Annotated in this window: 22 protein-coding genes and 2 pseudogenes; 9 read left to right on the top strand and 15 right to left on the bottom strand. The window is 51.4% G+C overall.

Annotation, left to right across the window (positions count from 1 at the left end):
• Positions 1–92: 92 nt before the first annotated feature.
• From def to DYC63_RS04170, 7 genes are read left to right on the top strand one after another with little or no spacing between them, the layout of a single operon-like run.
• Complete coding sequence (gene def / locus DYC63_RS04200) at positions 93–677, top strand: peptide deformylase (protein WP_115218095.1); 585 nt, start codon at positions 93–95, stop codon at positions 675–677.
• Complete coding sequence (fmt, locus tag DYC63_RS04195; protein ID WP_115218094.1) at positions 670–1608, top strand: methionyl-tRNA formyltransferase; 939 nt, start codon at positions 670–672, stop codon at positions 1606–1608. The genes def and fmt overlap by 8 nt, the downstream gene beginning before the upstream one ends.
• Positions 1609–1646: 38 nt before the next feature.
• The gene (gene rsmB, locus DYC63_RS13110; RefSeq protein ID WP_245888026.1) at positions 1647–3950 is read left to right on the top strand and encodes a 16S rRNA (cytosine(967)-C(5))-methyltransferase RsmB; all 2304 of its coding nucleotides are present in this window, start codon (positions 1647–1649) and stop codon (positions 3948–3950) included.
• A complete protein-coding gene (locus DYC63_RS04185) occupies positions 3950–4459 on the top strand; it encodes a DUF4390 domain-containing protein (protein ID WP_115218093.1) in 510 nt (169 codons plus the stop codon). Before rsmB ends, DYC63_RS04185 begins: the two co-directional genes overlap by 1 nt.
• The gene (locus DYC63_RS04180) at positions 4447–6627 is read left to right on the top strand and encodes a sensor histidine kinase (RefSeq protein ID WP_172459414.1); all 2181 of its coding nucleotides are present in this window, start codon (positions 4447–4449) and stop codon (positions 6625–6627) included. Before DYC63_RS04185 ends, DYC63_RS04180 begins: the two co-directional genes overlap by 13 nt.
• Positions 6620–7990, top strand: coding sequence for a sigma-54-dependent transcriptional regulator (locus DYC63_RS04175; RefSeq protein WP_115218091.1), 1371 nt, complete (start codon positions 6620–6622; stop codon positions 7988–7990). The genes DYC63_RS04180 and DYC63_RS04175 overlap by 8 nt, the downstream gene beginning before the upstream one ends.
• 2 nt (positions 7991–7992) lie before the next feature.
• The gene (locus tag DYC63_RS04170; RefSeq protein WP_115218090.1) at positions 7993–8643 is read left to right on the top strand and encodes a DUF1294 domain-containing protein; all 651 of its coding nucleotides are present in this window, start codon (positions 7993–7995) and stop codon (positions 8641–8643) included.
• A gap of 52 nt (positions 8644–8695) precedes the next feature.
• Here DYC63_RS04170 and pntB read toward each other — a convergent pair whose 3' ends face one another.
• Positions 8696–10069 (bottom strand): Re/Si-specific NAD(P)(+) transhydrogenase subunit beta, encoded by a 1374-nt coding sequence (gene pntB / locus DYC63_RS04165; protein WP_115218089.1) that lies wholly within the window; start codon positions 10067–10069, stop codon positions 8696–8698.
• 10 nt (positions 10070–10079) lie between these two features.
• Positions 10080–11627, bottom strand: coding sequence for a Re/Si-specific NAD(P)(+) transhydrogenase subunit alpha (locus DYC63_RS04160; RefSeq protein ID WP_115218088.1), 1548 nt, complete (start codon positions 11625–11627; stop codon positions 10080–10082).
• Between the two features lie 514 nt (positions 11628–12141).
• Here DYC63_RS04160 and DYC63_RS04155 point away from each other — a divergent pair.
• Positions 12142–12806: pseudogene (locus DYC63_RS04155) on the top strand (IS1595 family transposase).
• A 285-nt stretch (positions 12807–13091) separates the two neighbouring features.
• On the opposite strand, the pseudogene DYC63_RS04150 reads toward DYC63_RS04155, so the two are convergent.
• The 12 genes and pseudogenes from DYC63_RS04150 to DYC63_RS04090 all read right to left on the bottom strand — a co-directional run.
• Positions 13092–13982, bottom strand: a pseudogene (locus tag DYC63_RS04150) (IS256 family transposase, variant Zn-binding type); the annotation flags it as partial.
• Positions 13983–14212: 230 nt separating this feature from the next.
• Entirely contained in the window at positions 14213–15058 is an 846-nt protein-coding gene (locus DYC63_RS04140; protein WP_115218086.1) for a metal ABC transporter solute-binding protein, Zn/Mn family, read from the bottom strand.
• Positions 15055–15936 carry a metal ABC transporter permease gene (locus DYC63_RS04135; RefSeq protein ID WP_115218085.1) on the bottom strand — a complete coding sequence of 294 codons (882 nt, stop codon included), beginning with the start codon at positions 15934–15936 and terminating at the stop codon, positions 15055–15057. The genes DYC63_RS04140 and DYC63_RS04135 overlap by 4 nt, the downstream gene beginning before the upstream one ends.
• Complete coding sequence (locus DYC63_RS04130) at positions 15929–16693, bottom strand: metal ABC transporter ATP-binding protein (protein ID WP_115218084.1); 765 nt, start codon at positions 16691–16693, stop codon at positions 15929–15931. Before DYC63_RS04130 ends, DYC63_RS04135 begins: the two co-directional genes overlap by 8 nt.
• Positions 16690–17580, bottom strand: a complete 891-nt coding sequence (locus DYC63_RS04125; protein WP_115218083.1) for a metal ABC transporter solute-binding protein, Zn/Mn family — start codon at positions 17578–17580, stop codon at positions 16690–16692. The genes DYC63_RS04130 and DYC63_RS04125 overlap by 4 nt, the downstream gene beginning before the upstream one ends.
• Positions 17581–17803: 223 nt before the next feature.
• Positions 17804–18553 (bottom strand): hypothetical protein, encoded by a 750-nt coding sequence (locus DYC63_RS04120; protein ID WP_115218082.1) that lies wholly within the window; start codon positions 18551–18553, stop codon positions 17804–17806.
• A 24-nt stretch (positions 18554–18577) separates the two neighbouring features.
• A complete protein-coding gene (locus DYC63_RS04115; RefSeq protein ID WP_115218081.1) occupies positions 18578–19165 on the bottom strand; it encodes a DUF6162 family protein in 588 nt (195 codons plus the stop codon).
• A complete protein-coding gene (locus DYC63_RS04110; RefSeq protein ID WP_115218080.1) occupies positions 19162–19458 on the bottom strand; it encodes a hypothetical protein in 297 nt (98 codons plus the stop codon). Before DYC63_RS04110 ends, DYC63_RS04115 begins: the two co-directional genes overlap by 4 nt.
• Positions 19459–19524: 66 nt before the next feature.
• Complete coding sequence (locus DYC63_RS04105) at positions 19525–20247, bottom strand: DUF4198 domain-containing protein (RefSeq protein WP_115218079.1); 723 nt, start codon at positions 20245–20247, stop codon at positions 19525–19527.
• A 273-nt stretch (positions 20248–20520) separates the two neighbouring features.
• Positions 20521–22053: a pyridoxal phosphate-dependent decarboxylase family protein gene (locus tag DYC63_RS04100; RefSeq protein ID WP_115218078.1), complete on the bottom strand. Its 1533-nt coding sequence runs from the start codon at positions 22051–22053 to the stop codon at positions 20521–20523.
• Positions 22054–22086: 33 nt separating this feature from the next.
• Positions 22087–22845 (bottom strand): CPBP family intramembrane glutamic endopeptidase, encoded by a 759-nt coding sequence (locus DYC63_RS04095; protein WP_115218077.1) that lies wholly within the window; start codon positions 22843–22845, stop codon positions 22087–22089.
• 78 nt (positions 22846–22923) lie between these two features.
• Positions 22924–24288 carry a diaminobutyrate--2-oxoglutarate transaminase gene (locus tag DYC63_RS04090; protein ID WP_115218076.1) on the bottom strand — a complete coding sequence of 455 codons (1365 nt, stop codon included), beginning with the start codon at positions 24286–24288 and terminating at the stop codon, positions 22924–22926.
• Between the two features lie 44 nt (positions 24289–24332).
• Here DYC63_RS04090 and DYC63_RS12585 point away from each other — a divergent pair, with 44 nt between their 5' ends.
• Entirely contained in the window at positions 24333–24491 is a 159-nt protein-coding gene (locus tag DYC63_RS12585) for a hypothetical protein (RefSeq protein ID WP_172459413.1), read from the top strand.
• A gap of 194 nt (positions 24492–24685) precedes the next feature.
• Here DYC63_RS12585 and nagA read toward each other — a convergent pair whose 3' ends face one another.
• Complete coding sequence (gene nagA, locus DYC63_RS04085) at positions 24686–25810, bottom strand: N-acetylglucosamine-6-phosphate deacetylase (protein WP_115218075.1); 1125 nt, start codon at positions 25808–25810, stop codon at positions 24686–24688.
• Positions 25811–25813 lie beyond the last annotated feature (3 nt).

Genomic DNA, 25813 nt, shown 5'->3' with positions numbered 1-25813 from the left:
TAATAACGGCATTAGCGTCATTTTCCTACTTTTTATTCAGAACCTTTGCAAGCGCGGCAGAAATACCCGCGCAAAAACAAGACGGAGACCTTATGTCCGCATATTCGATTTTAATTCATCCCGACAAACGTTTACGCCAAGAAGCGGCGACAATCACAACATTCGACGAAGCCCTGCGCAACACCATTGCCGACATGTTTGAAACCATGTACGCCGCCAAAGGCATCGGATTGGCGGCAACGCAAGTGAACATTCATCAACGATTGACCGTCATGGATGTGCCGCAGATGCCGCCTCAGGAAGCGCACAGCCAAAGCGAGGAAAGCGCAGACGAGGAAAACTCATCGGAAATCGCCGCAGCCAGCGACAAGCTCGTGCTGATTAATCCGGAAATCATCGACAGCTCGCAAGAGCTTGCCGAGTATGAAGAAGGCTGCTTATCCCTGCCGGGGCAATACGCCGGCGTATGGCGACCTGCGCAGATTCGCGTGCGTTATCAGGACGAATACGGCGAAAGGCAAGAACGCGAAGCAAGCGGCTTACTCGCCGTCTGCATCCAACACGAAATCGACCATCTGCACGGACGTTTATTCATTGACCATCTCTCGCGCATGAAACGCGAGCGCATCGAGAAAAAACTCGCCAAATCCATCAAAGAGGCGCAAACGCGTGACTAAACCGATCCTGTGGTTTGCCGGCACCCCCGAATTTGCCGCCCATAGCCTCGCCGCCCTGATTGAAGCGGGTTATGCCGTAAGCGGCGTACTGACCCAGCCCGACCGCCCCGCAGGACGCGGACGCAAACTCAGTCCCAGCGCCGTCAAAAGCCTTGCGCTAACGCATCAAATTCCGATTGCGCAGCCCGAAAAACTGCAAGCCGATACGCCGCCTTTTCCCGAACTGCCGCGCCCCGATTTAGTAATCGTGGCGGCTTACGGACTACTCCTGCCGCAATGGTTTTTGGATTATCCGCGCTTGGGCTGCATCAATATCCACGCCTCCTTGCTGCCGCGTTGGCGCGGTGCGGCGCCGATTCAGCGCGCGATAGAAGCCGGCGATAAAGAAACGGGCATCGGCATCATGCAAATGGACAAAGGCTTGGATACCGGCGCCGTATGGTTGGAAAAACGCCTTGAGATAGGCGATGACGACGCCGTCGGACTGCACCGCCGCCTGATGCAGCTCGGCGCAGAAGCCCTGTTGGAAGCGCTGCCCCTCGTGTTGACACAAGCGCAGCAGCCGATTGCGCAAAGCGACGAAGGCATCAGCTATGCGCACAAACTCAGCAAAAGCGAAGCCGAGATTAACTGGCAAGACGACGCCCGCCATATCCTGCAAAAAATCCGCGCCTTTAATCTCTTCCCCGTCGCTTACAGCGCCTTGGAAGGGGAAAACATCCGCATCTATGCGGCGGAATTGATCGAGGGCAGCGCCGCCGCTCCTGCCGGCAGCATTATCGCCCACAGCAAAGCAGGAATTGACGTCGTTTGCGGCAAAGGCATCCTGCGCCTGCAATTGCTGCAATTTCCGGGCAAACAAGCGATAAGCGCCGCGCAACTGCGCAACGGCCGCGATTTAAGCGGCAAACAATTTCAAATCAAATCATAATATTGCCGCCTAGCGGCAAGTATTGAAGGAAACAATTCATGAATAAAAAAACTGCTTTTGGTAAAGCGCGCCAATTTGGCGGCAAAAGCAAAGCCGCCCACGGCAAGGGCGGCGCAGGCAATGCAAAACCCGCCCGCCCTTTTAACAGCGAACGTAAACCGCGCCGCGAATTTGACAGCGAACGTCCTGCACGTCCTTTCAACGGCGAACGCAAACCGCGTCGTGAGTTTGATGGCGAACGTCCTGCACGTCCTTTCAACGGCGAACGCAAACCGCGCCGCGAGTTTGATGGCGATCGTCCTGCACGTCCTTTCAACGGCGAACGCAAACCGCGTCGTGAATTTGATGGTGAACGTCCTGCACGTCCGTTTAGCGGGGAACGCAAACCGCGTCGTGAATTTGATGGCGATCGTCCTGTACGTCCTTTCAACGGCGAACGCAAACCGCGTCGTGAATTTGATGGCGATCGTCCTGCGCGTCCGTTTAGCGGCGAACGCAAACCGCGTCGTGAATTTGACGGCGAGCGTCCTGCACGTCCTTTCAATGGCGAACGCAAACCGCGCCGCGAGTTTGATGACGATCGTCCTGCACGTCCTTTCAACGGCGAACGCAAGCCGCGCCGCGAGTTTGATGGCGAGCGTCCTGCGCGTCCGTTTAGCGGCGAACGCAAACCGCGTCGTGAGTTTGATGGCGAACGTCCTGCACGTCCTTTCAACGGCGAACGCAAACCGCGCCGCGAGTTTGATGGCGATCGTCCTGCACGTCCTTTCAACGGCGAACGCAAACCGCGTCGTGAATTTGATGGCGATCGCCCTGCACGTCCTTTTAACAGCGAACGTAAACCGCGTCGTGAATTTGATAGTGAACGTCCTGCACGTCCGTTTAGCGGCGAACGCAAACCGCGTCGTGAATTTGATAGCGATCGTCCTGCGCGTCCGTTTAGCGGCGAACGCAAGCCGCGTCGTGAATTTGATGGCGATCGTCCTGCACGTCCGTTTAGCGGCGAACGCAAACCGCGCCGCGACTTCGATTCAGCACGCAAAGCGCCGCGCGAAACCGTGCGCATTGATTGGAGCGAACCGCTGAACGCCCGCCAAGCGGCGGTGCAAACCTTGCACGCGGTAGTCTTTGAACAGCAATCTTTAAACGGCTTATTGGAAAGCACCAAAGCGCAGGTACGCGAACCCGATCAAGCCTTGTATCAAGCGCTGGTCTACGGCGTATTGCGCGAATATCCCGCGCTGTCCAAGCTGCGCGACAGCTTCTTAAAAGAGCCGCCCAGCGAAGAACAGGCCTTTTTGGGCATTATCTTAAATGTGGGCATTTATCAGCTGCTGCGTCTTTCTTTGGGCGATCACGGCGTCTTAAATGAAACGGTCGAACTGGCGAAAAGCAACGGTATCGGCAATGCCACAGGCTTAATCAATGCGATTTTGCGCAATGTGCAGCGCGAACGCGAAGCCAGCCGCCATTTGTTGGACAAATTCCGCATTTACAATGTGCCGGCATGGCTGGCAAGCGTGCAGCGCAACGCCCTTGTCGCTTTGGCGGAAATTAACCGCTTACAACCGCCGCTGACACTGCGTATTCGCGGCGAGCGCGCGCAATGGCTGGCGGAAAACCCCGAACTAGGCGCGGAAAACCCGCTGCACGCCCAAGCCGTGACCTTGCACAGCGGCATGAATGTGCAAGACATTGCCGGCTTTAATGCAGGGCAAATCAGCGTGCAGGACGCTTCCGCCCAATGCGCCGCCACACTGCTCAATCCGCAAAACGGCGAACGCATTCTCGATGCCTGCGCCGCTCCCGGCGGCAAAACCGGACATCTGCTAGAGCTTGCCCCGCAAGCACAAGTGCTGGCATTGGACGTATCCGAGACGCGCCTGCAGAAAGTACAAAACAATCTGTCGCGCCTAGGTTTGACGGCACAATGCCTTGCCGCCGATGCCGCCGAAATCGAGCAATGGTGGGACGGTGAAGCCTTCGATGCCGTCCTGCTCGACGCGCCTTGCTCCGGCAGCGGCGTCTTGCGCCGCCATCCCGACATCGCCTTTGTCCGCAGCGCGGAAGACCTCAAGCAATTGCCGAAAACGCAAATGCGGCTGCTGCGCCAAATCTGGCAAACCTTGAAACCCAAAGGGCGACTGCTATACACCACCTGCTCGATTCTGCCGCGCGAAAACCAGCAATTAATCGAGCAATTTTTGATGCTGCAAAGCGACGCCCGCCTGCGCCCGACGGAACTGCCGCATTGCCAAGACACGGGCTTCGGCATGCTGCATTTGCCCGATGCGGACGGCGACGGCTTTTTCTACGCCCTGCTTGAGAAAACGGAAGGCTGATGCGTTATTGCACATTGCTCTGCCTATGCCTTGCCGCCTATCCGGCGGCGGCGCAAATCAGCCTGCAAAGCAGCCGCTGCTATGTGCTTGATGCCCAATGGCAGACAGATGCGCAATTTCATATCCGCCTGCCCGAAGAACCGCTGGCGGCATTGCGCAGCGGTATCAGCCTGTTTTTCCGCCTAAGCATCGAAGAAGCCGGCGCACAGTGGTGGCAAAGCCCGCGCCGCCTTGCCGTGCAGGAATGGCATTTGGATTACAACCATCTCAGCCAATCCTATACCCTGCAACAAGGCGCGCAAACGCCGCTGCCCTTCGGCGATGTGGACAGCGCCTTAAAAGCCTTGGGCAGCATCGAACAATTGCCCCTAGACAAAAGAGAAAGAGACACGCCGATTATGCTGCGCATGCAATTATCCCAAGCGCAACTGCCCTTCGCCCTGCGTTTGAATGCCTTATTTTTCGCCCAATGGACGCTGGACAGCGGGAGCCTGCCATGTCAGCTCTAAAACCGCGCAGCCTCGGCAAAGGCTCGACCAAGCGCCTGCTTTTTTTCAGCTTCAGCGGCGCAATCGGCATCTTAACCACCCTCTTTGCCATCTTCCATCTCAGCCAAGCGGCGACCAATCCCGGCTTTTCCACCCCGCATTACACGCGCCTGCTCGTGCTGACCCTCATCGGCATCATCTTGCTGACCGCTGCCGCCATCTGGCAGACCGTCAATCTCGTCAAACGCCTGCGCAAGCACCAAAGCGGCGCACGTCTCTCCCTGTCTTTCGCCCTGCGCATGCTCTTTACCAGTCTGATACCGGTAGGCATTATCGCGGGCTTTACTTGGCTATTCTTATCCTATGATTTGGGACAAATTTTCAACCGCCAAATCAGCGTTGCCCTGCAAGACGCTCTGCAAATCACGCGCTCGGCGGTCGGCATGCGAGCGCGCCAAGCTCTTGCCCAATCGGAAAGTCTCGCGGCATTCATGCAGCCCATGGACTATGCGCAATTGGTAGCGGCAATTGAGCCGATGCGGCGCAATGCCAATGCTTTGGAACTCTCCGTCTTCGATCAACAAGGCAATCTGGTCGCCTTCGCTCACCAAGACTTAGCCGTTATGACCGTCGAAGCGCCCAGCTCGCTCGCCCTCCTGCAAGTGGACAATGCGCAGGAATATTTTGAATTCGCCAATAACGATGCCGACGGCTACACCATCAAAGTCGTCACCGACATCAGCAAAGCCAACCGCGAACCCTACTATCTGCAAGCCATATTCTCCCTGCCCGACAGCTTTAACCGCTTGGCGGAAAACGTACGCGCCAGCTATGAAGAACATCAAAGCTTTCTCTATCTGCAACCGCACATCACCGCCAGCCTGCTCTTTGTATTAGGACTGATTCTGACCCTGACCGTCCTAAGCGCGCTGTGGATCAGCGCTCTCTTCGGCGACACCATGACCCGCCCCGTGCGCCAATTAATCGAAGCCACCAAACAAGTCATCCAAGGCGATTTCTCCACCCCCATCACGGACATGCCGAACAACGACCTCGGCACCTTAGGCAATAACTTCAACGCCATGCTCCTGACCCTGCGCGATGCCGAAAGCATGAATTACCGCATACAAGACGAACTCAGCGACCAAAACAACTTCCTCAACGCCCTCTTGGACAACCTCAGCGCCGGCGTGCTGACGCTGGACTGGCACGGACGCTTGCAACGCTTCAATCCCGTTGCCGCGCAACTCTTAGACAGTCCGCTCAGCGACTATCAGGGACAAAAACCGCCGCGTCACGACACGCAAGCTCATGATGCCTACGGCGAACTCATGCTCGGTCTGCAAGACATCCTGCTCAACTCAAAAGACAGCTGGCGTACGGAAATCACCCTTAGCCGCTTTAGCACGCGCAAGACCCTGATTTGCCATGGTGCGCCGCTGCCTCTGCAAAACCGCAAACAGCGCGGCGGACAAGTCATCGTCTTTGAAGACGTGACCGAATTCCAGCACAACCAACGCAATGCCGCTTGGGAAGAAGTCGCACGCCGCCTCGCCCATGAAATCAAAAATCCGCTGACTCCCATCCGCCTGCAAGGCGAACGCCTGCAACGCAAATTAAACGACAAACTCGCCGATGAAGAACGCCGCATTTTAGAACGCGCCACTTCAACCATCATCAACCAAGTCGATGCCATGCAGCAAATGGTGGCGGACTTCAGCCAATTTGCCAAACCGCTGGAGCTGCGCCGCCAAGCCGTCGATATGAACCATCTGATTCGCGAAATTGCCGACATGTACCCCGAAACGCCGATTTCTCTGGACTTAGACAGCGATTTGCCGCGCATTTTCGCCGACGCCGTGCAAATGCGCCAAGTCTTGCACAACCTGATGAAAAACGCCGTCGAAGCCATGAGCGAAGAAAACATGCCCGCCATCCGCTGGCAAAGCAGCCGCCAAGACAAACAGACCGCTTTCAGCATCGAAGATGCCGGCACAGGTTTTACCAATTTGCACCAAGACCCCTTTGAACCCTATGTAACCGGCAAAAGCAAAGGCACGGGGCTAGGTTTGGCAATCGTGAAAAAAATCATCAACGAACACGGCGGCAGCATCCAAGCAGGACATGCCAAAACCCTAAAAGGTGCTAAAATAAGCTTCATATTACCGATTGAGAACCACAATGAATAAAACATCCGCCACGATTCTCATCGTTGATGATGAAGAAATGATCCGCGAAAGCCTCATCGACATCTTGGAAGACGAAGATTATCGCTGCCTCAGCGCCGAAAATGCCGACAGCGCGCGCCAACAATACAGCGCCCATCTGCCCGATTTGGTCTTGCTCGACATCTGGATGCCCGACACCGACGGCATCAGCCTCCTGCGCGAATGGCAGCAACAAAGTCATTTCAACAGCTCCGTCATTATGATGAGCGGACACGGCAACATCGAAACCGCCGTCGAAGCCACCAAACTCGGCGCCTATTACTTTCTGGAAAAACCCCTCTCCACCTCCAAACTCCTGCTCACGATAGAACGCGCCCTGCAAACCCAGCAACTGCTCAGCCAAAACGCCGCGCTGAAAGCGCAAATCGACCCGCCGGTCGAATGGATAGGCAAAACCGCCGACATGCAGCAATTGCAGGAACAGGCGCGGGAACTTGCCGGCAAAAACGTACCCCTGCTCATTACCGGCAAAGCAGGGGCGGGCAAACAGCATCTGGCGCGCCTCATACATCAGCACAGCCATTGGCGCGACGGCAAATTTATTCACGCGCCGCTTGCCGGCATGGACGAACACGGCATGCTCAACGCCCTCATCGGCAGCGCCCAGCAAATCGGGCTGATTGCCCAAGCCGAGCAAGGCACGCTGTTTTTAGACGAAATCGCCCACATTCCCGCCGCCCTGCAAAACCTGCTGCTCAACCTCATCACCGAGCAGCAATACTTCTCCGGACACAGCGGCACGCAGCAGCATTGCCAAATCCGCATCATCGCCGCCTCGAGAGCGGAAGCCGCGCAACTCAAAGACAGCCTCGACAGCGCTTTGTACGACCAACTCACCGTCGCGCATCTGCACATCCCCGCTCTCAGCGAACACAGCAACGACGTACCCGAATTATTGGAATATTTCAGCAAACATTTTGCCGACTACGAACAACTGCCCTACCGCCACTTCAGCCTCGCCGCGCAAAACACCCTGCGCCAGCACAGTTGGCCGGGCAACGTCCGCGAACTGCGCAACCTCGTCCAACGCCTGCTGATACAAAACGAAGACGCGGAAATCTCCAGCGAAGAAGCACAAACCGCATTGGTGCCGCTCGGCAATGCCGACAATGCCGGCGATTGGCTGCTCGGCAATCTCGGCTATCTGCTGGACTTAAGCCTGCGCGAAGCGCGCGAAGAATTCGAGCGCCAATTTTTCCTCGCGCAATTCCGCCTCTGCGAAGGCAATATCGCCAAATTGGCGGGACGCGTCGGCATGGATCGCACCAATTTATACCGCAAACTGCGCTCCGTCGGCATAGAACCTACTGATAAAGCGCAATAATTATGGCTCTTTTCCTGCATTCCAAACCGCCGCCGCGAACCGATGCCGTCTATCGGGGGGAAATCGTGCATTGGAATGATATGAAAGGCTTCGGCTTTATCAAAACCACAGAAGACGAACCGAATATTTTCTTCCACATCTCGAATTTCGCCTATGAGCAACGCCGCCCGCAAAAAGGCGACCGCATTGCTTTTTTACTGGAAAAAAATAAAAACAAAATCCAAGCCAGTCGCATCGTATTGGAAGGACATGAAGCCACTTTGTTTAAAAACACCACCCACGATGCACGCAAAACAGGACCTTATCTCTTTGAAGCGGCGATTTACGCCATCTTGGTCTGCCTGTTTTACATCAGCCTTTCCACCATCTCCGCCCCTATTGCGGTAGCGTCCTTTATTATCTCTTTGATGACCGTCTCGCTTTACAGTTTGGACAAACACGCCGCCTTGACCGACCAACAGCGGGTGCCGGAAGCCAGTCTGCATATTGCCGCCCTGCTCGGCGGCTGGCCGGGCGCTCTCATCGCCCGTCCGCTCTTGCGCCACAAAACCAGCAAAAACCGTTTTATTATTTTCTTCTGGATGAGCGTAGTGGTGAATTTCGCCTGTCTCTACGTCATCACATGGAAGTTCACACCGATTGTGTTGTATTAACAACAGGCATAAAAAAGGCGGCATTGCAGCCGCCTTTTTGCTGTGCGCGCGCTTAGTTTTGCAAAGCGCGCAGAATGCCTTCAACCGTGGTTTTGGCATCGCCAAAGCACATGAAGGTGTTTTCATTAAAGAACAGCGGGTTTTGCACGCCGGCATAGCCTGCGTTCATCGAGCGTTTAAAGCCCACGACTTGACGCGCCTTCCACACTTCCAAGACCGGCATGCCGGCAATCGGGCTGTTAGGGTCGGTTTGCGCGGATGGATTGACAGTGTCGTTCGCACCAATGACTAAGACAACATCCGTATCAGGGAAATCTTCATTGATTTCTTCCATTTCCAGCACGATGTCATAAGGCACTTTGGCTTCTGCCAAGAGGACGTTCATATGCCCCGGCAGGCGTCCTGCCACCGGATGAATACCGAAGCGGACGTTTTTACCTTTGGCACGTAGAATGCGCGTGATTTCCGCTACAGGATATTGCGCCTGTGCCACCGCCATACCGTATCCCGGTGTGATGATGATGGAATCCGCCTCGTTCAGCGCTTCGGCGACCTCTTCCACCGTCCATTCGCGGTATTCGCCGCCGCTTTCTTCTGCCGCCGCCGCGGTATTGCCGAAGCCGCCCAAAATCACGGATAAGAAGGAGCGGTTCATGGCTTTACACATAATGTAAGACAATATCGCACCGCTTGAGCCGACCAAGGCACCGGTAACAATCAGCAAATCATTATTGAGCATAAAGCCTGCCGCCGCCGCCGCCCAACCGGAGTAGGAATTGAGCATGGAGACCACTACCGGCATATCCGCGCCGCCGATAGACATGACCAAATGCCAGCCGAAAGCAAAGGCAATCAGCGTCATCAGAATCAGCAGGAACATCGAGCCGTCTTTGGCGATAAAAATCAGCATCAATAAGAAAGATACGGCAACGGCGGCAATATTCCATTTATGTTTATGCGGCAGCACTAAGGCGGCGGATTTGACCTTGCCTTCGAGTTTTCCCCAAGCCACCAGCGAGCCGGTAAAGGTAATCGCGCCGATAAAGACGCCTAAAAATACTTCCGCCAAATGAATGGTGTGCATTTCCGCAGGCAGGTCGGCATGCAACAGCAGGCTGTTGTAGCCCACAAAGACCGCCGCCAAGCCGACAAAGCTGTGCAAGAGCGCAATCAACTGCGGCATGCCGGTCATCTCGACTTTTTTCGCGCGTTGCAAACCGATGACCGCACCAATCGCCATTGCCAGCAACAGCCAGAATTTGCCATGCACTTCGGAATTAAACAAAGTGGCGACTAAGGCAATACTCATACCGATAATGCCGAAGAGATTACCGCGTTTTGCGCTTTCCTGCTTGGAAAGCCCTGCCAAACTCAAGATAAATAAAACCGCCGCAGCGATATAAGCAACTGTGGTAAAACCTGTCATGACATTCTCCTTAATCTTTGCGGAACATAGCGAGCATACGGCGCGTTACCGCAAAGCCGCCAAAAATATTGATGCTTACCAGCAAAATCGCCACAAAGGCTAAAAAGCTCGCCATCGCGCTGCCATGCCCGATTTGCAGCATCGCCCCGACCACGATAATTCCCGAAATGGCATTAGTTACCGACATCAGCGGCGTATGCAGAGAATGGCTCACATTCCACACCACATAATAGCCAATCACAATCGAGAGCACGAAGACCATCATATTGGCAAGGAAAGGCGCAGGCGCACCGCCGATAAATAGAAACGCCATAAACGCCAAACAAGCCAGCGTCACTTGGCGGAAAATTTTCGGCGAAGCCGGTTTTTCGACAGCCGCCGTTTCAGGTGCTTTTGCCGCCTCGGCTTTTGCCTGCGGCACAGCGGAAACGGAAATCTCCGGCGGCGGGAAAGTCAGCTCGCCATCGCGGATAACCGTCATATTGCGCAAAATCGAGTCTTCAAAATTGACATGAATCTGCCCGTCTTTCTGCGGCGATAACAGTTTGCTTAAATTGACTAAATTCGTGGCATACAACTGGGAAGACTGCCCCGCCAAGCGGTTCGCCAAATCGGTATAACCCAGCACAATCACGCCGTTTTCTGTGACATGACGTTTGCCGGCAACTGTCGCCTCGCAATTGCCGCCGGTCGCTGCCGCCAAATCGACAATCACAGAGCCGCGCTTCATGCTCGCCACCATCTCATTGGTAATCAATTTAGGCGCGGGTTTGCCGGGAATTGCCGCCGTCGTAATAATAATATCCACCTGCTTGGCCTGCTCGGCAAAGAGTTTCATCTCCGCCTCGATAAACTCCTTGCTCATCACTTTGGCATAGCCCGTATTGACGCTGCCGCCGTCCTTTTCCTCGAAATCCACGCGCAGAAACTCGCCGCCCATCGACTCGATTTGCTCGGCAACCTCCTCGCGCGTATCAAAAGCACGCACAATCGCGCCTAAAGACTTCGCCGCACCAATCGCCGCTAAACCGGCAACACCGGCACCAATCACCAAGACCTGCGCAGGCGGTACTTTGCCCGCCGCCGTAATCTGACCGGTAAAGAAACGCCCGAACTCATGCGCCGCTTCCACCACCGCACGATAACCGCTGATATTCGCCATAGAAGACAAAGCGTCCATCGACTGCGCACGCGAAATCCGCGGCACCATATCCATTGCCAAGACCGTAATCTTGCGCTGCGCCAGCTTATCGACCAAAGCCTGATCTTGGCGCGGCCACACAAAGCTCACTAAAGTCGTGCCGTCCTTAATCTTGGCAAGCTCGGCATCAGTCGGCGGATTAATCTGATAAATCAAATCGCTGTTATACACCGCATCGCCCTGAACAATCTCCGCACCCGCCTCGCGATAAGCCGCATCATCAAACTGCGAAGCCAAGCCCGCATTAGCCTCCACCGCTACGGCAAAACCTAATTTTTTTAATTCCTTCACTGTTTTCGGCGTTGCGGCGACACGCGCCTCGCCTGCCAGCGACTCTTTTGGGATACCAATTTGCATAAGTATTCTTCTCCAATATGTCAATCAAGCGAACCGCCCAAAGACGATTCGACATAGCCGCTCTGATTCAAAGCAAAACCGCAGCGCTAAACCGATACGGTGGCATAATCTATCGCTTTGAAATAAAACGGCTATACTCCTTCTTAAAGAGGTTGCCCTCCCCGTGCCTTTACCCTTGGCTCGCCTAAGCGGCACAGTAATTGCCGCCGGCTGCTCAAAGGAAAAACAGCACGCTAACATGACAGCTTTTTAAAAATATTGCAATCATTGCTAGCATTTTTTTGCAATTATCTGCTAAACTCATGAAATAACATGAAAAAGGATTTCTTTTGGAGAATTGCTTTTGAGGGTAAAAAAGATTGGCAGGTATAGGCAGAAAAAGCGGTAAAGATGCTGCAACATTTCTTTATTTTCTCCTGCTTTGGACTAAATATAGAGTGAATATGAGATAAACCAAAAGCTTCTTAAAAATTTTGGGACTGACGTAGATTAGCAATCGGTTTATACTCAAAAAATGAAGATAACTCATTGCAAATTAAGTAAATCTACACAGAAAAAATTACTTCAATTTTTTGTACTGGAAGTAACAGTTCGTGCAGCCGCCGATATCCTCGATATTCAGCCTAATTCTGCTATGCTGTTCTATCGCAAAATCCGACAGGTTATTGCTTACTGTTTAGAACAGCAAGCTGATGAATTCTTCGACGGCTCTATCGAATTGGATGAAAGCTACTTTGGCGGACAACGCAAAGGCAAACGCGGTCGTGGTGCAGCAAGTAAAGTGGCTGTTTTCGGTATTTTAAAACGACATGGTAAGATTTATATCCTTATTGTTGAAAACACCAAGCAAGATACATTACTTCCTGTTATTAGAAGAAAAATCATGCCTGACAGTATGGTTTATACCGATTGCTGCAAAAGCTGCGACGTGTTTGATGTGAGTGAGTGAGTTTGCCCATCATCGTATCAACCACAGTACGTATTTTGCACAACGGCAAAACCATATTAATGGGATTGAAAACTGAAAATTTTTGGAATCAGGCAAAACGTGTTCTGAGAAAATACAATGGAATTGAGCGTAAATCTTTTCCGTTATTCTTGAAGGAATGCGAATTCCGGTTTAACTTTGGTACACCAAAAGAGCAGCTGAGAATCTTGCGAATTTGGTGTGGTATTTAGGGCTAATCTACGTCAGCCCCGATAAAAATATATTCAAAGCAAGAGTGAGTTATCATCAGATAAATCAAATTTTTTTACCATTTTTAAAAGACCATATCAGTATTAGAGGAGATAAGTTGTAATACTTATTTTATAGTCTCTTAATGTCAAAATGAGATTATTTTAGGCGCTCCTCGTGATGAAATACGCATCTCTAAATTTCATTTTGAGAGCAAAGGGACATTTTAGGTGCTGTTTTCGAGTTCTTTAGCCCTAAGGGACAAAATAGGTGCTATCTAGCGTTTTTTAAGCAAAATAATCTTTTATAAACTTAACCTTATTGTCCTTTCCCATGCCGCAATGACAAGCTAAAAGTCTTTTCAGATCACCAAATTTTCCTTCAAGCAAATTGGTGGTTTTTGGCAGGTTTAACTCCGGATAATCTTCAAAGGTAAAAAGCCAATGCAGATTGCGCCTCAGACTGTTATAAGCACTTCTTAAACGTTTGTGCCTATAGTGTGATTTACCTGTTTCGGGATTTGAGCTACGTTCGTTGAGAAAGTCTTTATGCTGCTTATGCCAGTTATTCAAATGCTCTTCAAATGCCGCTTTGCTGCTGTTTTTTAGGCTTAAGGCAAGTTGTTTTAAATCTACTGCCACTGCTGTTTGAGGTTTTCTTGTCAGATAACGGTTAATGGTTTTGACTTGGTGGAATTGACAAAGCTGTATGGGAATATCGGGAAATAATGAGGTTAATCCTCTTCTGCCATCGCAGATAATACTCTGAATATGTATTCCTTTTTCTTGTAGCTCTCGTATGGCTTGTCGATACAATGCATTGCTTTCTGATTTAACCTCGCTGACCGATAAGGCTTGTCGGCTGATGCTGTCATACAGCACCATCACACCAAATTTACGTCCAAAGTAGGTAGTATCCATGATGATATTGACTGATGAAAAATGCCGTTGTTCAGGCTCTCTAAGTTGGGCTTGTTTGAGATATCTAGCAATGGTTTTACGGCTGCAGGAAAAACGTTGGACGAGCTCTTGCATGCTTTGTTTGCCGCTACTATAAAGTGTCCACAACTCTTGAGGGTTAAGACGCTTTTTGCTGCTAAAACGCTTACCGCATTGCCGGCATTTGTATCGTTGCTGATGATTTTGTCTGCCGTCTTTTTTGACCTGTTTTGAGCCACAGAAAAAGCATTTTTTGTGTTCAAAGCTTTTGACCTCGCTAAAAGCCTTACAGAATAAGGTTTTTCAAACTTTTTAGCACCTAAAATGTCCCTTTCCCCCATTTTGACGTTAAGGTACTATAATTTAGCAGTGATGTCGGATACAAGTATCCGACATCACTGATTGAAAAATAATTAATTTTGCTATGAATGGACTGTAAATATTCTCTTAGCGGATCTATGCAGGGATAGTTATTCCTTTCTCAGCAGGGTTTTCAGTGTTTCGTAGTGTTTGGCTAATTGTTCTGTCGGGTTGTCGCTGCTAAGACGCGGCAGGATAAGGATTTTCACACCTGCCGCTTCTGCTTGGGCGGCGGTGTTTTCATCGGCTTCGTTTTCGCTGATGATGAGTGTGATGCCTTGTGTGTTGATGAGTTCGGCGATGTCGCTGTCGGGGCTTGCCGTGATGCTGCCCAGTTGCAGTCCTTGCGTGAAGTAGCTGAGTTCAGGGTTGAGCAGGAGGACGACGGGTTCTGCTTCTTGTTCGTTGAGGAAGGTTTCCATGTCGTTTTTCAGCGCAATGAGGCGTTTTTGCTCTTGATGGAGGGCGTTTTCCAGTTGTAGCGCGGGGTCGTAGGCTTGCAGTTCTTGTGCCAGCGTGCTGTACATGAGGCTGAGGTTGTAGGGGTCGAGCCAGACAGGGTGTTGCAGGAAGTCTTGTGCCTGTTTGCTAACGCCGGCGCGTTCGCCGTCAATCGGGGTCGCAAGGTCTATGGGGATGATGCGGATGTTGTGGCGGCGGCTGAAGGGGTAGAGGTAGTCTTGGGCGAAAATGCTGCGTACGGTCAGCACGATGTCGGCTTCTTGGCTGAGGTTTTTGAGATTGTCTTTGCCGCGTCCTTGCAAGTAGTTGAGTTGTCGGGTGGCGGGCAGGGTTTTGGGTGCGGCGGGGAGAATGCGTATGCGCTGGGCGGCGATTTCTTCGGCAAGCAGGGTTTCGGCGATACCGGTGGTAATAGGGTGGGCGGTGAGGATGTCGAACGCGGCAGCTTGGCAGCTCAGGCTGATGAGCAGGCTGTGTAATAGCAGTTTTTTCATTTGATTCTCGCAAGTTGTTTAACGATGACTAGAAGCATAAAGCAGCTTCCGGCAATGAGTATGATTGAGCCGCCTGAGGGGGCAGGGATATCGTAGGCGATAGGAAGGTAGACGCCGGCAAGGGTGGCGGCGGTCGCCAACCCTACGGAGATGAAGAAGAATTGGCGCATGGAGTTGGCGACAAGTCTTGCCGCCGCCGCAGGTATGACGAGCAGCGCGCCGACAAGTATTGCGCCGATGATTTTCAGGGCGGAGATGGTTGCCAATGTGATGAGCAGAATGAAGAGGTAGTCTAGGAGCAGGACTTTGATTTTGCGGACTTTGGCGAGTTGCGGATTAAAGCTGATAAGCATGAGTTGGTTGTAGTTGCCTGAGATGATGAGGACGGTGATGCAGGCGGTGGCGAGTAGAATATATAAGTCGCGGTCGTTTACGGTGAGCAGTGAGCCGAAAAGTACGCTTTCCAAGATGTGGATGTTGATTTTGGTCGCCAATATCAGCAGGACAGATGAGCCTAGTGCTAGGGAGACGGAGAGGAATACGCCGATGAGGGTGTCGGAGGAAAGGGCGGTGCGATTGCGAATGTAGTTGAGCAGCAGGGCGAAGAGCATGCAGTAGGCGAAGAGTCCGCCATAGGGGCTGTGATAGGGTTCGCCGAGCAAGATGCCGATGGCAACGCCGGTAAGGGCGGCATGTCCTGTGGCTTCGGAGAAGAAGGCGAAGCGTTTGACGACGACGAGGGTGCCGAATCCGCCGAGCAGCGGGCCTAGTAGAATGCCTGCCATGAGGGCGTTGACAACAAAATGGTAGGTGAATATGTCGGGCAGTTGTCCTGCTTGCGCCAGTCCGACGATGTAGTTTCTGATGATTTCAAACATGCGGGCTTTCCTGCTTGTGGGAGAAGATGTTAAGCAGCAGTTCGCTGTCGGAGAGGGCGGCGGCATCGCCTTGGTAGATGATTTGGCGGTTGATGGCGACGATGTCTTGCGCGTATTCACGCACGGCGAGCAGGTCGTGCTCGACCCAAATGACGGTTTTGTTCATGGCTTGGAGTTCGCGAATCAGTTCTTTAAACAGGGCGATGCCCGATTCGTCGAGGGAGGCGAGGGGTTCGTCGAATAAAAACAGTCCCGCTTCGGGATAAAGGGCTTGAATGAGCAGCATGCGTTTGAGTTCGCCGCCCGACAGTCGCCCGATTTTGGTTTTCCTTTTTTCAAACATTTGCACTTTGTGCAATAGGAAATGAATCATCGCTTTTTGTTGTTTCGCCAAGCCTAGGAAGATGGGGCGTTTTTGCAGGAGCATGCCCATGAAGTCTTCTTCGTTCATCGGCAGTTCGCGGTCAAAATCAATGTGCTGCGGCACATAGGCGATGTGGCGCTGAGCCGCATTTTGCCAGTGTAAGGCGATTTCGCCTTCATGGGTGAATTGTCCCAATAAGGTTTTGAGCAGGGTGCTTTTGCCGCTGCCGTTCGGCCCGATAATGGCGGTGGTTTTGCCGGCGGCAAAGCGGAGGTTGAGATTGTTCAGCACGGTGCTTTTTTGGAATTGTACGCTGAGGTTTTTCAGTACGATTTCCGGTCCTGCATAGGGCAGATAGTGCAGATGGCGTTGATAGTCCTCAAGGCTGATCATGGTTTTTGGCTTTCCAGTATGGCGTTGACGACTTCATCCAGATTTTCTTTCATAGCCTGTTCGAATAATTCCGGAGAGTAAGCGCCGTGCGTGATGTGGCTTAAGCTGCCTAAGCGTACGTCGGCTTCTTTGGCGATGGTGGCGGTGTAGGGACTGGGATTGTCTTTTTCGGCAAAGAGGATATGCACGCCTTGCGATTTGATTAAGTCCACGACTTTTTTCAATTGGGCGGGGCTGGGTTCGATGCCGTGTGCGGCTTCGACAACCGCCGTAACTTCCAAACCGAATTCGCGCAAAAGATAGTCGTAGCCGCTATGCACGGTGGCGATTTTTAAGACGGGATTTTCCACATCACGGATTTTCGCCAGCGCTTCGGCACGCAGTTTGCGCAGCCGTTTATTGTATTCGCGCGCATTTTTCAGGTAAAAGGCGGCGTTGTCGGGATCGAGTTTGCCCAGTTCCTGCGCAATGGTATTGACTTGAATCATAGAGGCGCTGATGGAAATAAAGCTGTGGGAATTGATGACGCCTTCGCGGTTGTTTTGGTCTAAGCCCATGGCGCTTAAGAGCGGCACGTCTTTATTGGCTTGAATGATGGCAACGTCTTTATTTTCGCTGGCGGCAATCATTTTGCGGGCGAAATCGTCGTGTCCGATGTCGTTTAACACCACGGCATCCAATCCGCTAATGTTTTTAATGTCTTGCGCGCGCGGCTCGTAGGCATGCGGATTAAAGCCTTCGGGAATCAGCGGCACGACTTTGATTTTATCCTGACCGATATTCGCCACGAAGCTGTAATAAGGGTGCAGGGTCACGCCGACTTGGATTTGGGCAAAGGCATGACAGCTGAGAAGGGCAAATAGGGCAAGCCATGGTTTGAGTTTCATAAAAAATTCCTGTGTTAAAAGCGGTTAAGAGCGGCACGTCTTTATTGGCTTGAATGGTGGTAACGTCTTTATTTTCGCTGGCGGCAATCATTTTGCGGGCGAAATCGTCGTGTCCGATGTCGTTTAACACCACGGCATCCAAGCCGCTAATGTTTTTGGAGTACCTGTTTTACAAAGATTTGTTGTTGGAGCTTTATAAGTTGGAATGCCAGCTGATGCTCCGTCATATACCATTTACAGGTGGAGTTTCTGGTTCAACTTTTTTGGTACAATCAGTAGATGCATATCCTGGTTTTCCATTGTTAGGACCATCATCATATTTTTCACCAAACTGAGTATCAACTACACCATCACCACACCAAGCAGCTTTGAAAAACCCATGGTGCTTATGAACAGAAGGCGAAGTAAAGTTAATAACTCCTTTTTTATCCTTAATAGCCGCAAATACACGAGTTGTATATGTAAGACTCATTACTGGGAGGTCTTTATTAGTATTTTTTGCAACCTTATGGATAGAAAAATAAGAATCATCTACTGTTTCAGCAATAAGAGTCTTCCCTGAATTTGCTGGAATAATCTGAGCGTTATATTTAGATCCATTAATAGTATAAGCAGTATCAATTCCAGTGTATTTAAACATTCCTGTCTTAGGTACTGCATATACAACACCATTCTGACGAGGCTTAAACTCATAAGTAAAACCTGGTCCAAGCTTTGTATTTTCAAAAAGAGCTACATCAAAATTATTTTTATTTGTAAAATAATTTGCCATATATGGAACTGATAAAGCTTCTGATACATACAAAGTTCCCCCAATAGAACACTGATCATTATTAGGATCAATATCAGCATATTGAGAATAATTAGAACAAGAAGTCTCCTCATAATCGAAGGTCACCACGCCGACTTGGATTTGGGCAAAGGCATGACAGCTGAGAAGGGCAAATAGGGCAAGCCATGGTTTGAGTTTCATAAAAAATTCCTGTGTTAAAAGCGGTTAAGAGCGGGCAATGTCGGCATTGCGGTTAATCCGTTTCCAGCCGGCGGCGCGCAGATGTTCGCCGTCAAGACGATGCGGCAATGCCGACGGGCTGCCTTTATGATGCCAGACTTCAAAATGCTGCATATCGCTGCCTTGCCGCTGCGCCGGCAAAAGCCAGAGCAGACTGCCGGCGGTTGCCACATCTTGGCTTTGTCCCCAATAAGCGGCTTGTCCTTCCTGATGCAGCAGCGTCCATTGATGATTGCCGCGTTGTCCGGCTTCCGCTTGGTCGTTAAAAGGCGGAAAATCATTGGCAATCCAATCGGCAACGCTGGGCGGCGGTTCGTTTTCATCTTGCAATAGCCAATCGTCAAAGGCGACTTGTAAATCCGCAAACACACCTTGCTCCGCCGCGCTCAAATCGTAGCGCAGGCTGATTTCATCGGCGCCCAGGCTTTGCTGAAGTTGGCTGTCTTTCTGATTGATACGCACAATGCCTGCCGCCACAACAATGCTCAGCACACACACCGCCAGCACATATAGCGTTTCTTTAGTGGCACGCGCCGGCGGCACGATTTCTACAAAACGATGCTCAGCATTCATTCTTCAATGTCTTGATAATCCAGCTCTAATTGATGGCCGCTGCCGCCGTCAAAACGTACATAGTATTCACCTTCGGGTTTGGCGAAACTAAAGCGGCTGTCTTTGTCGAAGCGTCCTTCATGCAGAACCTTATCGCCGTAATCCAAGACTTTGACTTCCACGCCGAAAGCCGAAGAACCGTCGGAAAATCCGCCCGTGCAAAGCACGTTTTCCGCCTCGATTTTGCAGCTTAATTGCGGGGAATGGGCATAGGCAAGCGGGCTGAGAATGAAGAGGCAAAGCCATTTTTTCATCTGTTAACTCCTGTAAAAATGTGCATAAACAAAAGCACTTTGTCAGACAAAGTGCTTTTGCTGGGATTAATGTTTGTGTTCGCCGCTATGTTTGGCGCGGAAAGTTAAAGAACTATTTTGCACCAAACCTTCAAAAGGATCTTTGGGATCTTCAATTTCATGCTCAACATCTAAGATATTGAACTCATTGGTGGCGACAGGAATACTCGCGAAACCTTCTTTATCGGTGCTATAGGTTTTGGCCTCTGCATCAAAGTAATAGCTGTTCACTTGCGCGTCCGCCAATGCCTTGCCGTCTAAAAGTACTTGCACTTTCAGCATCTCGCCTTGTTTCAAAGAAGCGGGATTCACGCTCGGCAGAATTTCCAAGCCCAAACCCAAAGCCTGCGGCTTAATGCGCGGATTTTGATAAGCAACCGTATAATTTAACACGCGGAAAGAAGAAGTAGCGCCTTTTACTTGATCGCCGCGCTTATTGATTTCTTCGCCGGTTTTAGGGTCTTCCGTCATATAGCCCTCGTCAAGCGTCGCCGTCACAATGCCCAAACCTTCCAAACTCTCAAAGACTACAAAATCTTCTTTCGCAATCGCCTTCAATTCCGCTTTGCTGCCGTCGGCTTTAAGCGCGAAAGTGTTTTTAATGCCGCCGACATCATAGGCATCGGTATTAGTACCGGTATGACCAAAACTCACCGTCGGCGCACCGTTGACTTGGGCAATCCATAAAGCATGGGCGGAAACTTCAACCGCCAACAAACCTAAACTCAGCGCAAGAAGCGTTTTTTTCATAGCAGTATCCTTTGATAAAAATGGAAAATGAAACAAAATAGTATTCTTAAGTTTCGGAGAAAATAATAAAACAAATGGGAATGTCTATCAAGCCTATTATAAAAATTTTCTGTTTGCCTGCCGATGAGATATGGCAGGCTGAGTAGGCTGCTTAAGCTAAGATGTTAGATATTGATAAATCTATTTTTTTTGATTATCGAACTAAAAAAATGACTCTAGAACAACAGAAATATTCCCTTTGTCTAGAGTCAAGAAGTATTGTTTGTGCCGAAATTAGGCAATCGGCGGTGTGTATGTACCGGCTGCGATGCTGTCTTTAATCCGCAGCGCTTCGTTTTGCACTTGCTGCAAGAGTTTTTGTACGTTTTCCAATGTGGCAATCGGGCTGAGCAGGGTCATTTTCAGGGACTGTACCGCACCGACTTTGGTCACGCCGATATTGGCTTCGCCTTTGGCAAAGAGTTCGTCCGCCACATTTTGATTGAGGCTGTCAATCAAATGCGCAGGGTAGTCTTCGGGCGCAAGGCGGAAGAGTACGGAGGCGAATTGCGGGGCAACCAGCATTTCCAAGCCTTCTGTTTCTTCGATATAGGCGGCGACTTGCTGCGTGAGGCTGATGCCGTGGTCAATGATAGAGGCATATAGCTCTTCTCCTAGGGCTTCGATGGTAAGCCACAGTTTCAGGGCATCGAAGCGGCGCGTGGTTTGCAGGGATTTGGATACCAGATTCGGCACACCGTGCGCTTCGTCGTAAGCGGAATTGAGGTATTCGGCTTCGTAGTGCATGAAGCGGAAATTGGCTTTGTCTTTGAGCAGGAATGCGCCGCAGGAAATGCTTTGGAAATAATGTTTATGGAAGTCCAAGGTAACGGAATCGGCTTTTTCAATGCCGGAAAGCAAATGGCGGTATTGCTTGGATAAGAGCAAGGCGCCGCCCCAAGCGGCATCGATGTGCAGCCATGCGCCGTATTGGTCGCAGAGTTGGCGGATTGTCGTGAAGTCGTCAATTGCACCGGCATCGGTGGTGCCGGCGGTGGCGACGACGCAGGCGACGTGTTTGCCTTCAGTGGCAAGGGTTTCTAGGGTTTGACGTAGGGCGGCAAGGTCCATTTGTGCAGTTTGCGTGCAAGGCACGGCAATCACGGATTGGAAGCCCATGCCCATCATCGCCATGTTTTTTTGTACGGAAAAATGCGCGTTTTCCGAGCAGATGACTTTGACTGTGCTTAAGGCTTCGGGCGGTATGCCGTCTTGTTGCACCGACCATTCGTCGCCTGCGCTGTTTTTCCAATGTTTGGCAATGCAGGCATCGCGCGCCAACAGCACGCCCATGAGATTGGATTGTGTGCCGCCGGAGGTAAAGACACCTGCCGTGCCTGCACCATAACCCGTTTTTTGTCTTAACCAGTCAATGAGTTGCTCTTCCATGAGTGAGGCGGCAGGGCTTTGATCCCAAGAATCCATCGATTGGTTGGTGGCATTGATTAGGACTTCCGCAATTTGGCTGCTGACCAAGGTCGGGCAGTGCAGATGGGCGAGAGAGTGCGGGTGGTGTACTTTCAAGCTGTTGTTTAAAAATAAATCAATCGCGCGTTGCAGGGCTTTGTCCAAGCCTAAGCCTGCTTTGTCGGCTTGAAAGGCGATTTGCGCGCGCAGATGTTTGATGCTGCCGCCGGTGTACATTTTATCTTGTTGCAGCCAATCGCTAACCGCATTGACGGCGGTGTGCATGGCTTGCTGATAATCTTGGATTGCCGTTTCTTCTTGGCATAATAAGGCGCGACGATGCGCGAATAATTCCGACATATATATTCTCCGAAAAATGCTTGATGGCGTATTTTACGCCGCTAAAAAATACCACAGCCCATACAATAAATTGAGCAAATAGCTCAGCCCGAATAAATTAAAAAAACTATGCGCCAACATAAAGGGCGGCAGTGCTTTATGCTTTAAGCGCAGCAGACAAAATACTAAGCCTAAAAGCGTAATCGTCAGCGCGGCATCAATGCCTTGATAAGTGTGAAATGAAAAGCGCACGAATAAGCTGAATATCAATACCAGACGGAAAATCTTTTTCTCCGCGCAAAAAATCAGACCTAAGAAATACAGCTCTTCAAAAAAGCCGTTCAATAAGGCAAAGAGTATGAAAGGCGGCGATAAATAGGCGGTATATGCCGCCAAAAAACCCCAAAAGCCGTAGCTTTCCGCGCTTTGCTCGGCGCCCTCGACGGCTTCGGCTTCCATGCCCGGCTCAAGCAGGAATAATTGTATGCCGTCAAATGCAGCAGCAATCACGCCTACCAGCAAAATAAAAGCCAGTGTTTTTACAGGCGTATAGCGATTCAGCTTGAAATTTAATTGCGAAAAATCAAAGCGCCGCCAGTGCAGATAGGCAAAGGCTACAAGCAGCGTTATGCCTTTAAATAGGATGCTGCGCCAATTGTCGTGGGCACTAAATTGCAGGGCTTGCTGTGCCGCTTGGTTTCCCACCGTTTCTGCGGCAGTGAAATATAAGCCTGTGGAAGCAAGAATGGGATAGCCGAAAAAAATCAGGGTTAAGACCAAAATATCCCATGCATTTAAGGCGCTTAATTTCATCTGGACGGGGGCTTAAAAAGAGTGTTTGAACTTAGGCAAACGACAGACATTATCTGTCTGCCGCCCTACCCTTGCCTGTTAGCCTTGGCGACTTTGTACGGCTTCGCCGATGGCTTGCGAGAAACGCTTAATCATTTCCTCACATTCGCTTTGCTTGATATTGACCGCACACAAAACGCGCAGTACGTTGCCGCCGCGTCCGCCGCGCTCAATCAAGAGTTTGTGCTTAAAGCAGGCTTTTTGAATCGCTGCCGCCAGTTCGCCGTCATTGGGATAAGCGCCAATGCCGTCTTTTGCTTGACGTTCGTCAACGATTTCAATGCCCAGCATCAGACCGCGACCGCGCACATCGCCGATGCAGGGATAAGTTTTGCTTAATTCTTGCAGGGCTTCTTTGAGATAGGCGCCGCGTTCGGCGGCATTTTGGGCGAGGTTTTCGCTTTGCATGATTTCCAAGGCGGTATAGCCGGCTGCCATTGCCATTTGGTTGCCGCGGAAAGTGCCGGTGTGTCCGGCCGGTTGCCATGCGTCGAATTGCTTATTAATCGCCAGAACCGCCAAAGGCAGGCTGCCGCCGACAGCTTTGGACATCACGACAATATCGGGCTCGATACCGGCATGCTCAAAGGCGAACATTTTGCCTGAGCGGCAGAAGCCGGCTTGGATTTCGTCCACAATCATGACGATGCCGTGTTTTTGCGTGACTTGGCGGATTTTCTGCAAAAATTCCGCCGGCGCAGGCACTACGCCGCCTTCGCCCTGAATGGCTTCCAAGATGACCGCTGCCGGTTTGACGACGCCGCTTTCCACGTCTTCGATGAAGTTTTCAAAATAATGGCTGATGGCTTTTGCGCCCGCTTCGCCGCCGATGCCTAATGGGCAGCGGTAGTCGTGCGGGTAGGGCATAAATTGCACGCCTGCCATGAGGTTTTGCACTGCGTTTTTGGCGTGCAGATTACCGGTTAGGGACAATGCGCCGTGCGTCATGCCGTGGAAGCCGCCGGAGAAGGCGATGACATTACCGCGACCGGTGTAGGTTTTGGCGAGTTTGATGGCCGCTTCGTTGGCATCGGCGCCGGAAGGACCGGTGAATTGCAGCACATATTGATCTTTAGGGAAGAAAGACAGCAGTTTTTCGGTAAAGGCGTCTTTCATCGGCGTGGTTAAATCCAAGGTGTGCAGGGGCAAACCGCTGCTCAGCACCTCTTGAATCGCTTGGATAATCGCCGGATGATTGTGTCCCAGCGCCAAAGTGCCGGCGCCGGCTAAGAAATCAAGGTATTCATTGCCCTCTACATCGCTTACCCAGCAGCCTTGCGCTTTGGCAATCGCCAAAGGAAGTTTACGCGGATAACTGCGGACATTAGATTCCATCGCATTTTGGCGAGTTAAATAATAGTCGTTTGTTGCATTCGCAATAGGATTGACAGGAGTTACGCTCATATCGGATTACCATCTCTGATAAAAAGTGAAAAGAAAGAAGTCTGGTGACTTGTGGTCCTTTGACTCGGCGCTTTGGGGAAGCTCCCCAGGGGCAAAATGCCCACCCTTGTCAGCAAGCTGACCGCATTGCAAGCAATGCCAAAGCAGACGGCGAGACGCTGATTACAGCGGAAGAAATGATTAAGCCGTCTTTGAAAGCCTGAGAATCCTAGCCTTTACTAGGGAGGCTGTTCAGGCGGCGCGCATTGTAAAGACTTTTACCCCCCTTGCCTAGCCCAAACAGCAAAATTTTTGGTAATAATGGCTTCATTTGCCTAAAGAAAAATACCTAAGCCAGTGCTTTTTTGGGCAATTTGTCCACCTCTGCCCGGCAAAAAAGCGCTATGGATTTATCATCCTAGCGCCAGTCTTCCTGCAGATTTAATTGCGGGTCTAAATAGATGATGTCTTGGCTATCGCGGTTTTCAATGCCGGCTAAATCCGGTCGATGCAGATAGTAAGCAGGGCTGCTGACCGCCATTTGCAAGGCGCTTTTGATGTCGGCGTGCATGTAGCGGACGGCGTTTTGCAGACATTGCAGCATATTGATGTGCGCGCCTGCCAGAGAGCCGTGTTCATTGACCAGACTTTGCTCGCGCACATAGACTTTAATGCCCATGAGGTCGAATTCGCTGATGTGCGGCGCGCCGATGGTGTGCATGGAGTCGGTGACGAGTAAGAGTTTGTCCGCACCGAGTGCGCGGTAGGCATGGGCTAGGGCAAAGGGGTGGGAATGGATGCCGTCGGCGATGATGCCGCAATATAAGCCCAGTTCCGCCGCGCTGCCAATCGGCCCGGGGTCGCGTCCGCTCATAGGCGCCATGGCATTGTAGAGATGCGTGATGCCGGTCAGTCCTTCGGCGCGGGCGGTAATGAGGTCTTGATGATTTGCCATGCTGTGCGCCATGTTGATGTGCGGAATGAAGGGTTTGATGCGGGCGATGCTGCCTTTGGGCTGCCGTTCCGGCGCCAGGGAGAGAATGCTGTGTTGCAGGTATTCGCCGTATTGCGCGTAGCAGGTATAGTCGCTTTCGTCAGGCTGACGGATGTAGCGCGGATTATGCGTGCCTTTTTTTTCGAGATTTAGAAATGGGCCTTCAAAATGTCCGCCGATGATGCCGGGCATTTTGTTTTTCACCGCTTCGGCGATGTTGGCGATGGCTTGATGATATTTGCTTTGGCTGTCGGTGATGAAGGTGGGCAGCATGGCGACGGTGCCGAATTGGCGGTGCGCTTTGATGACGGTTTCCAGTCCTTGCGGGCTGCTATCTTCATTAACTAAGACACCGCCGCCGCCGTTGGCTTGGGTTTCGACAAAGCCGGGGCTTAAGATGCCGCCTTTGAGTTCGCGTACGGGCGCGCCTTCGGGAATGGCGGCTTCGGGCAGCAGGCGGCTGCGGTTTTTTTCGATGTGCAGGGCAAAGCCTGAGAGCAATTGTCCGCGGTCAAAGATGTCCGCGCCGCGATAAAACATGCTGTTCATCAT

This window comes from Suttonella indologenes, assembly GCF_900460215.1.
GTDB classification, from domain to species: Bacteria; Pseudomonadota; Gammaproteobacteria; order Cardiobacteriales; family Cardiobacteriaceae; genus Suttonella; species Suttonella indologenes.
Note: the sequence above shows the minus strand (reverse complement) of the source record. Positions and strands in the feature narration are given on the sequence as shown.